This is a genomic window from uncultured Sphingomonas sp. (assembly GCF_964250165.1).
GTDB lineage: Bacteria > Pseudomonadota > Alphaproteobacteria > Sphingomonadales > Sphingomonadaceae > Sphingomonas.
In genome coordinates this window covers 1-9153 of sequence record NZ_CAXUEK010000091.1, presented here as the reverse complement: position 1 = coordinate 9153, position 9153 = coordinate 1, and the positions used below count along the sequence as shown (strand labels likewise).

Here is a 9153-nt window from a genome sequence, read left to right as displayed (position 1 = left end):
ATTGCGACTCGTCCGCTGCCACATCGAACGACGGTGGCAGACGATCGACAACCCGCCGCGCGTCTCGTCCGACCGCATCTGCGGGGGGAGATATTCCCGGCTGTCTGGGCGGTGCTGCCATCCGCCAGGGTCTGGCCGAGACCGATGTGCGGCAGCCATGTCAGTCGCGGAGCAGTTGCGGTGATCGGATGGCCATCGTCAGGCCCGGGCATGTTCGACACGATAGTATCGCCTATATGCCCTTGGTCTGCGGATGGCAGGGCGTGGGTGCCGGTGGAGCGACGATGCGGGACCTGGTCGATCGGATGCTGACGATGATCGACCGTGGATCGTGGTCTGCCGAAGGCGACGACCTGCGCTTCGGCATCACCATTGCCCAAGCGCGGATCGACTTCGATACCATGACGCCCACAGTCGGTCTGGCGTTCGAACGACTGGCGGCGACCATCGAGGCGACCATCGCCGCCGAGCGGGCGCGCCGCATGATCGAGGTCGCGGGGGTGACCTCGCAGCCGCCGCCATTGTGGCTGGTGAGCGGCTCCGATATCCTCGCCCACTGGCTCGTCTGGGCGGGCGCGAGCAATGCCTTGCGCAAGGTGCTGGCGCTGACCGACCAGGTTGGACTCGCGCCCGTCTACGGCGATCTCGACCGCCGCGCGCGGCGCGAGCTTGGCCAAGGCGGCGCTAAGATCAGGGTACGAGGCGGCATGGCGATCGCCGAGCGGATCGAGCTTTCGAACAAACCGCGCTGCACGGCGGTCCTCGGTCAGGACGCCCGCATCCGCATCGAGAATCACAAGCTGCCCGACACGTTGATCGATGCCCTGCAGCAGGATGAACGGCGCAATGCGTTGCGCGCCCTTGCCGAGGTGGTGAGTCACCCGTTCTTTACCGCCGCCGATCTTCGGATCACTGGTGTTACGAACGCAGGCTCGGCGGTCGTGTTCGAGGTCGAGAGCCGCTGGGCGCCGCTCGAGCCGGTGCCCGACGCAGTGTTGGCTGTGCTGCCCGCCGACGCCGATCCGGTCTTCCCATGGCGCGCGCCGCCCAGCGAACGTCGCCGGTTGGACTGCGTGGTCGAGGAGGCCCGTCATCGCGTCGCCGCTACGGGCGATCCTCGTTGATGATGGTGTTGCCGTCGGTCGAGTAAATGGCGTGATTCTCAGCCTCGGTGTCGAGATAGAACCCGCGCAACTGCTTGTACTGAATCACCGCCAGCGTGCCCGCCAACATGTTGAGATCGGCGACCTGGATGTTGCTGCGATAGAGCGCGTCGTCGGCGTCGCCCGTCATCGGGATGCGATCCCCGGCATGGACGTGGGCGCGCATGGCCGGCGTGCTGGTCGTCACCCTGACCAGCCCCATCAGCCGGTCGTCGACGAGGCTCAGGCCGAGGCCGCAATCGATGTAAGGCAGGTCTCGCGCCTCGAGCGCCGGGATAATGAACGCCCGCGCCGCGACGCTGTCGACGCAGACGAACACGAAATCGGCCTGCTCGATCAGGTCGATCGTCTCGGCGTCGAGATGCACCGCGTGCGCCTTGATCCCGGTATGCATCCGGCCATAGACGCGTGCGAAATATCCGACCTTGGACAGATCGGCAGCGATGTCCTCGATCGCCATCGCGCCGGGCCAGCGAAACGCATTGTGCTGCTCCGCACGGTCGCCGTCGATCAACAGGATGCGGTCGGCGGGCGTCTTGCTGATGAGGTCGAGCACCACCGATCCGGTGCCACCCAGCCCGATGATCGCGATTGTGCCGCCGGCGAGCCGTCGCGACACCGCTTCGATCCCGGCGCGGGACGAGGCGGTGTCGGGATAGACAAACGGACCGGTGTCGCTGTCCTTGGTCACTTCAGCTGGCATAGGTGGCGTTGACATTGACCAGCAGGCCGTCGGCGAGCGGAACGACATCTCCCGGCGTCAGCAATCCAGTCAGCCCAGTGTCGACCGGGTGGCGGTAGGTTACGGTCGCCACGCCCGGGTTCTGGCCTTCGCGATCGGGATAGGCGAGGCGAAGCAGCTGCCCGTAGGTAACGGTGCGCCCGCGCAACGCGTTCCAGCGGCCGTTGACCGAGATCATCGTGCGGCCTTCGGCGGCCTGAGGCTTCGGCGCCGAGCGTTCGGCTTCGCCGACCAGATAAAGCGCGCGACGACGCGGTGCGAGTGCCGGCGGCGCGATGATCGGCGCGGCAATGGCATCAGGCGTGTGGATGACGGTCGGCAGCATGGTCATTCTCCTTGGCTAGAAGGGCTGATGGTCAGACGGGGCGTCGTTCGGGCGCAGGCATTGCCGCAGCGCATTGACCATGTTGGCGTAAAGCACCTTGGCGGAGGTCTGGCCGTAGCGCGGCAGCTGCTCGCTGATCTGCTGCCACGAGACGGTGTCGGTTCGCGGGTCGATGCCAAGATCGCCCATCGCCTCGCAGCAGATCGACAGGGCCAGGACATGGTCGTGACCGGTCGGGACCGGCCGAAGCGCAACCGCATCCGCACGGGGAGCGACCCAGGACGGGATGCCGCGCATGACATCGCGCTGGAGGATCCAGGTCACCTCGCCGAGATCGACGTCGATGCCGAGCCGGTCCTCGCGCCAGCGGCGACAGCGCTCCGGATCGATCATCGCGGCCAGCCCGGCAAGCACGTCGTCACCGACGCGGTCTGCGCCGATCACCGAGACGATCGAATTGGCGCAACGCGCAGTTGCCATGGCGATGGTGACGGGCGACGCGCCCAAGGCCTCACCGATCTCACCGGAAGCGGCGACGTTGGCGGCGATCACAGGATCGGTCAGGTTGAGCACCGCGTGCGACACGCCGACCACTCGCGCCAGCCAGCGTGCGGCATGAGTGCGGCCCGCACCCGCGACGCCGCCGAGGATAAGCGTTCCGCCGCTGAACCATGGCCGCTCGGCTGCGAGCATCGCCGCACAACGCTCGCGCACCCAGGCGAGAAGGTCGGGCTGATGCTCGTGCATCATCAGGAAGGGGATGCCGTCGGGACCAAGCCGGTCGCCGCCGAGCAGCGCGAACGGCTCTCCGAGTTCGAGCGGCAGCGGCTCGTCGTCGGTACCATGACCGACGATCATCGCCGGCGTGGCGGGCTGGAAGGGGGCAAGCGTCGCCATCAGTCGCCCCGCCACATGCGCAACGGGCGCGTCCCGCCGGCCCCGCGCCCTTCCGCCTTCACCCGGCGTTCGGCGACGAACATCTCATCGACCAGCATCCGCGAGAGCGCCTCGCCGCCGTGCTCGGCGGCGTGATCGAGGAACCCGAGGAACCGCTCCTTCTGCCAGCGCAACCAGTCGCACAGCCGGTCGCGCTCGATGGCGCGATCATAGGTGACCGACCACTCCGCCTCGTCGCTGTTCCTGCGCTGCAGTTCGAGCACATGACGCCCGTGCTTGCCTTCTCGAGCGTAGAGATTGACGACGAAATGATTGCGGGCTCGCTTCGCGGCTTTCTCCACCTCTTCAGCGCGCTCGGCGCGCGCAGCGGCGATCAGCCTATCGGCCAGCTCGTCGAGTGCGGCGCTGCCGAACATCATCGTGAGACGACCGAGGAAGACGGGATCGAGCCGGCCTTTCGTTACGGCACCAAGCAGCGTGTCGCGATCATCGATCGTGTCAAAGCGGCGGCTCCAGATCGCGGTCGGCGCTGCCCGACTGCCTGGAGGCTGCGCGATCAGATCAAGGGCACATTCGCTCTTCGCGTTCTGGCGCAGATGGAACGCGCTGGCGGAATCATCAAGGAACGGAATGAACTGCATGGCTCATAGTACATACGATCGTGTATGTAATATGTCAATGGTTTTTCTTGCCGCTGGGGTGTGTCGTGGCAATCAGCGCTGGTGCCGACGATTACCCGACCTCGACTTACCCTTCGATATGCGCAGGCGATCCCGGTGCTCATGTCGGCATGCGGGATCGATCCGTCGGCGCGGACCGCGTTCGATGCGCGTATCCGTCAGCTCCAGCGCCTCGGCGTGCCCCGACACGACGACAAGCGGCCAGCCGGCCGGCTCGACTACGGGATCGTCGAATTGGCGGCGCTTGCTACCGCCACACGCCTGATGGCGGCGTTCATGGTGCCATCGCTCGCCGCCCGCTACGTAAACGAGCAATGGGAAACGCTGGCGCCGGTTCTTCTTGCCGGCGCCCGGGCGGCACTGCCGGCAAGCTACCTCGCCCGGCGACCGCTGGGTGACGAGACGATGATCGTCATGGAGGCGAATGCGCTGGCGGATCTGGGCCGGCAGGGTCGGCATGACGAGCGGTATACCGGCGCACTCGGCGATGTGATGGCAGTCGATCAAGCCGCGCTTGAGAACGCTGTACGAACGATCGGCGGCACGGGACTGATCCTGGACGCCACCGGCTACATGCCCGGGATCGTGGAAGGGTTCGCCCGAGAGATGATAGCGACCGAACAGGATCTGTCCCACGAACTCGACAGGTTACGCTTCTCTGCCTGACAGGCGAGATCACCGGTTGTTGGTGAACCCACATCGACAAAAAGACCCATACTCGGTCGTTCACGGACCGATCGGCGGCTCCCGGAAGCGGTCACCCATTCATGTCGCTTGCAAGCCACGTCTGGCGCGGCCACTTCACGTCCAGAGTGCTGAAGCACCGCTCGGGAGAGATAGGATTCTAGACCTGAGGATCTCCCCGATGCCGAGCGCCCCCTGCGCCACCGCCTCTTTCCGCGCCGATACGCCACCCCGGGGAGCTTTGTTGGCCCAACTGGCGCTCGCGTTGGGCGGCTTTTCCCTCGGCACCGGCGAGTTCGCATCCATGGGATTGCTCCCGAACGTCGCTTGCGATGTTCATGTGACCGTGCCGATCGCCGGGCATATGATCAGCGCCTATGCGCTCGGTGTCGTGGTCGGTGCGCCGCTGCTGGCCACGATATTCGCTCGGACGGGCCGACGAGCGATGCTGGTCGGGCTGATGGTGTTCTTCGCCTCTGCCAACGTGCTGTGCGCCGTCGCGTCCAGCTACGGCGTCATCGTCGCCGCACGATTTCTGGCAGGACTGCCGCACGGCGCGTACTTCGGCATCGCCTCACTTGTCGCGGCGTCGCTGGTGCCGGTCGACAAGCGCGCGCAGGCCGTCGCACGAATGATGCTCGGGCTCAGTTCCGCCAACATCGTCGGCGTGCCGTTCGCGACCTGGGTCGGCCAGGCCGCCGGCTGGCGCGCGGCCTTCGTGGTCGTCGCCGCGATCGGCATCGCGACCGCGCTGCTGTGTCGCCTCGCGCTCACGTCCACCCCGGCTCCTGACGATGCCAGCCCTCTCACCGAGTTGGGCGCGCTCAGGCGTGGTCAGGTGTGGCTGACATTGGGCATCGCCGCGATCGGGTTTGGCGGGGTGTTCGCCGTCTACAGCTACATCACGCCGATGCTGACGGAACGTCCGGCATGACCGAGGCGCGAGTTCCGTTGGTTCTCTCCGTCGTCGGCATGGGGATGGTGGCGGGCAGCCTGTTCGGCGGCTGGCTGGCCGATCGCGGAGTGATGCGGGCGATCGGCATTACGCTGTTGCTCAACGTCGTGGCGCTTGGGCTTGTGCCGATCACCGCCCACAATGCCGTAGCGATAACCGTCAACATGTTCTTCGTCGGCTTTGCGGCATTGTCGATGGGGCCGCCGTTGCAGACCCGATTGATGGATGTCGCGGCCGACGCGCAGGCGCTTGCCGCCTCGCTCAATCACAGCGCCTTCAACACCGCCAACGCGCTCGGAGCCTGGCTCGGCGGGGTTGCGATAGCCGCGGGGCTCGGATGGACCTCGACGGGGCCGATCGGCGCGATGCTCGCACTCGGCGGGCTTGCGATATGGTTTGTGGCCCGCTGGACGAGTTCAAGGGGCCGGACCGCGTCTCGTGAGGCGTCGGGCACGCACATGCGGGCGAGTTGACGGGGCTGCCGATCTCGGCGGCGCAGGGGTCCATAAGTCGCCCTTAACAGAGGTGAGCTGGCGCTCGCTGCCAATGTGGGAGCGGAAACATGGCTGCGTATCAGGGTTCTTTGCGTTCAAGCCGGAGAGCTCTGCCATGTCTGCCCCGCGCTACCGTCCTCCCCACGACTTCGGCCTCGGCGGCGTGGCGATCGGCTGGGAGGAGCTGCGGTCGGCCTGCATCCTCCATCCCGACGCCGCCGTACCGGCCAACAAGGACTGACCTCATGCAGACCCGCAAGCTCGGCCGGCAAGGCCTCGAAGTCTCCGCCCTCGGCCTCGGCTGCATGGGCATGTCCGACTTCTACGGCGGCCGCGATGAGGCGGAGTCGGTCGCAACGATCGATCGCGCGCTGGACCTCGGCGTTACGTTCCTCGACACCGCCGACATGTACGGCGTCGGCGCGAATGAGGAGCTGGTCGGCCGTGTCGTGCGCGAGCGGCGCGAGTGGGTCGTCGTCGCCACCAAGTTCGGCAACGTCCGCGGCGAAGACGGCAGCTTCAAGGGCGTCAACGGCCGCCCCGACTATGTCCGCGCCGCCTGCGACGCGAGCCTGAAGCGGACCGGGCTCGATTCTATCGACCTCTATTACCAGCACCGCGTCGATCCCGACGTCGCGATCGAGGAGACGGTCGGCGCGATGGCCGAGCTCGTGGCCGCGGGCAAGGTCAGGTATCTCGGCCTGTCGGAAGCCGCGCCGGCGACGATCCGTCGCGCCCATGCCGTACACCCCATCACGGCGCTCCAGACCGAATATTCGCTGTGGAGCCGCGACGTGGAGGCCGAGATACTGCCCATCTGCCGCGAGCTCGGCATCGGCTTCGTGCCCTACAGCCCGCTTGGCCGCGGCTTCCTCACTGGCCAGTTCAAGTCGCCCGACGACCTCGACGAAGGCGATAGCCGCCGCAACCATCCCCGCTTCCAGGGCGAAGCGTTCCGCAAGAACCTCGACCTCGCCGCCGCCGTCGGCGCGATGGCGAGCGACAAGGGCTGCACATCCGCCCAACTGGCGCTCGCCTGGGTGCTGGCCCAGGGTGAGGACATCGTGCCGATCCCCGGCACCAAGCGGCGCAAGTACCTCCAGGACAATCTCGGCGCGCTCGACGTCACGCTGACCGATGCCGACCTCGCCCGCATCGACGCGGTGCTGCCACCCGGTGCCGCGGAGGGCACGCGCTACCCCGCGGCGACGATGACGAACATCGACCGGTGAGCGCGCCGTCTTTCGACGCGGTATCGACCGGCAACCTCGCGGTCGTGACCGGTGCCGCAGGCGGCATCGGGCTGGCGGCGGCGAGCGCCTTCGCCCGCGCAGGGATGCGCGTCGTCCTCGTCGATCGACCGGGCGTGGCGTTGGACGGTGCCGCCGCCTCGATCGACGCCGCCGCGCTGCCTGTCGATGTCGCGGACCGCGCCGCCATGGCCGAGCTGGCGCGGAAAGTGGCGGAGCGTCAGGGCCCGGTGTCGGTGCTGATGAACAAGGCCGGCGTCGGCGCGGGCGGCGACGTGTTCGCCGATCCGGCGGGGTGGGACGAGGTGCTCGCCGTCAACCTCTTCGGCGTCCTCAACGGCGTGCAGGCGTTCGTCCCCGCGATGATCGATCGCGACGCGCCCGCGCTGGTCGTCAACACCGGCTCCAAGCAGGGCATCACCCAACCGCCCGGCAACACCGCCTACAACGTCAGCAAGGCGGGCGTGAAGTCGCTGACCGAAGGGCTCGCCCACAGCTTGCGCGAACGCACCGGCGACCGGGTCAGCGCGCACCTGCTCGTCCCCGGCTTCACCTGGACCGGCATGACCGCACGTCACCTGCCCGAGAAGCCCGCTGGGGCGTGGACGCCGGAACAGGTGGTGGCGCTGATGATGGAGCGGCTCGCCCGCGGCGACTTCTACATCCTGTACCCGGACAACGAGACCACGCCCGAACAAGACGCGAAGCGCATCGCCTGGACTGCCGGGGATCTGATCGAGAACCGCCGGCCTTGTCGCGGTGGCATCCCGATTGGCGGGATGCGTTCGCGCGCTTCCTGCAAGACTGATCCGCCCGCTGCCCGCCAGAGCCGGTCGGCGTCTTCGATAACGAGCATGACCCACAATCCGACATTCAGGCCGCCATCGTCGCGTCCCAAAACCTGCCATTCGTTCATTTGATGGAACCGATCGCTTCGGCGATTTCGAAGGCTGGTCAGATCGACTTGAATTGTCCCAAACTTTTCGTTGCGCATGGGCCAGTGCAAACATCAGCGAATTTCGATATAATTCAGAGCGCGCCGATGACTGTGGGCTCGAGCGAGAAGATCCGAAGGAATGCGGCATGACTGACCAAGGGGAAGCGGTCCGAGCAAGCCTCAGAACTGAAATTGACCGATTCCTGACAGACGTGAACAAGGGCACGAAGTCATGGGGAGCGCTTCACAACAGCGGGATTTGGCTCTCCGTTGTCTGTAGCTCGGCCGCGACAGTGATCTCCGGTGCGGCGATATTTGGCACCTACTCACAGATAAGCGGGCTCATTACCGCGATCCTGTCAGCCATCGCCGGTGCGACGGTCGGTTGCTCAAAAGGCTTGGATGCGGGCGACAGGTATCGCGTGAATTATCTTACACGAACTGAACTGGAGATACTGCGCACGACTGCGTGCGATCCTACGTCCGACATTCCCGAGATGCGCCGCAAACTAGCGGAACTCCGCCGCCAACATTCGGAGGCATTCACCAAGTTTGTAAGAGGTGGAAATTCAGCTGAATCACAAGCTGCGATCGCGCACGGGAGAGCCTAGCTTACCACCGGTATCGAAGAAGCCGAAAGTCATGGACCGTCACGTGAAGTCCAAAACGCGCACGGTGACCCACAAGCAGTCGCTCAGGGCCACTTCGCCCCTGCCCAGAAGCGGACACTCGTTAATGTCGATCTACGGTCGGTTTCGGCCAATGCGATGCTCAGGCTGAGCGGCCGAAATGTCGCACCGAGGCGAAAAGTGGGCCTTCGACTGTCGCGTTCGGCCACGTGGTCACGATGCACGTTCGGCCGCTTACCGTCGCCCCGAGCTGCCCAGAATATCTCTCACCTTGCGAGTGAGATCATCAAGCGAGAACGGCTTGGTCAGTAGTTCCATGCCAGGCTCGAGATGCCCGTTGCCGACCGCTGCATTCTCCGCGTAGCCGGTTATGAACAGCACCTTCAGATCCGGTCGC

Annotated in this window: 12 protein-coding genes and 1 pseudogene; 8 read left to right on the top strand and 5 right to left on the bottom strand. The window is 66.0% G+C overall.

Features of this window, described 5'->3' with window-relative positions; all coding sequences use genetic code 11:
* The first annotated feature begins 284 nt into the window (after window positions 1-284).
* Window positions 285-1124: a hypothetical protein gene (locus ACFE64_RS13900; RefSeq protein ID WP_375393055.1), complete on the top strand. Its 840-nt coding sequence runs from the start codon at window positions 285-287 to the stop codon at window positions 1122-1124.
* On the opposite strand, the gene ACFE64_RS13895 is transcribed toward ACFE64_RS13900, so the two are convergent.
* From ACFE64_RS13895 to ACFE64_RS13880, 4 genes are read right to left on the bottom strand one after another with little or no spacing between them, the layout of a single operon-like run.
* Window positions 1105-1854: a ThiF family adenylyltransferase gene (locus ACFE64_RS13895; RefSeq protein WP_375393054.1), complete on the bottom strand. Its 750-nt coding sequence runs from the start codon at window positions 1852-1854 to the stop codon at window positions 1105-1107. The genes ACFE64_RS13900 and ACFE64_RS13895 overlap by 20 nt on opposite strands.
* A 1-nt stretch (window position 1855) precedes the next feature.
* Entirely contained in the window at window positions 1856-2230 is a 375-nt protein-coding gene (locus tag ACFE64_RS13890) for a multiubiquitin domain-containing protein (protein WP_375393053.1), read from the bottom strand.
* A 15-nt stretch (window positions 2231-2245) separates the two neighbouring features.
* Entirely contained in the window at window positions 2246-3127 is an 882-nt protein-coding gene (locus ACFE64_RS13885; protein ID WP_375393052.1) for a hypothetical protein, read from the bottom strand.
* On the bottom strand, window positions 3127-3768 hold the full coding sequence (locus ACFE64_RS13880; RefSeq protein WP_375393051.1) for a hypothetical protein: 642 nt from the start codon (window positions 3766-3768) through the stop codon (window positions 3127-3129). Before ACFE64_RS13880 ends, ACFE64_RS13885 begins: the two co-directional genes overlap by 1 nt.
* 81 nt (window positions 3769-3849) lie before the next feature.
* Between ACFE64_RS13880 and ACFE64_RS13875 the strand changes: the two genes are divergently transcribed.
* The 7 genes from ACFE64_RS13875 to ACFE64_RS13845 all read left to right on the top strand — a co-directional run bounded on the left by ACFE64_RS13875 (window position 3850) and on the right by ACFE64_RS13845 (window position 8738).
* On the top strand, window positions 3850-4473 hold the full coding sequence (locus ACFE64_RS13875) for a hypothetical protein (protein ID WP_375393050.1): 624 nt from the start codon (window positions 3850-3852) through the stop codon (window positions 4471-4473).
* Between the two features lie 199 nt (window positions 4474-4672).
* Window positions 4673-5425 carry an MFS transporter gene (locus tag ACFE64_RS13870; RefSeq protein ID WP_375393049.1) on the top strand — a complete coding sequence of 251 codons (753 nt, stop codon included), beginning with the start codon at window positions 4673-4675 and terminating at the stop codon, window positions 5423-5425.
* A complete protein-coding gene (locus ACFE64_RS13865; protein WP_375393048.1) occupies window positions 5422-5919 on the top strand; it encodes an MFS transporter in 498 nt (165 codons plus the stop codon). Before ACFE64_RS13870 ends, ACFE64_RS13865 begins: the two co-directional genes overlap by 4 nt.
* Before the next feature lie 136 nt (window positions 5920-6055).
* Window positions 6056-6181, top strand: coding sequence for a hypothetical protein (locus ACFE64_RS13860; RefSeq protein ID WP_375393047.1), 126 nt, complete (start codon window positions 6056-6058; stop codon window positions 6179-6181).
* A 4-nt stretch (window positions 6182-6185) separates the two neighbouring features.
* Complete coding sequence (locus ACFE64_RS13855; RefSeq protein ID WP_375393046.1) at window positions 6186-7172, top strand: aldo/keto reductase; 987 nt, start codon at window positions 6186-6188, stop codon at window positions 7170-7172.
* A complete protein-coding gene (locus tag ACFE64_RS13850; RefSeq protein WP_375393045.1) occupies window positions 7169-8110 on the top strand; it encodes an SDR family NAD(P)-dependent oxidoreductase in 942 nt (313 codons plus the stop codon). The genes ACFE64_RS13855 and ACFE64_RS13850 overlap by 4 nt, the downstream gene beginning before the upstream one ends.
* Before the next feature lie 163 nt (window positions 8111-8273).
* Window positions 8274-8738, top strand: a complete 465-nt coding sequence (locus tag ACFE64_RS13845; RefSeq protein ID WP_375393044.1) for a hypothetical protein — start codon at window positions 8274-8276, stop codon at window positions 8736-8738.
* A gap of 252 nt (window positions 8739-8990) precedes the next feature.
* On the opposite strand, the pseudogene ACFE64_RS13840 reads toward ACFE64_RS13845, so the two are convergent.
* Window positions 8991-9153 (bottom strand): annotated as a pseudogene (locus ACFE64_RS13840) (response regulator); the annotation flags it as partial.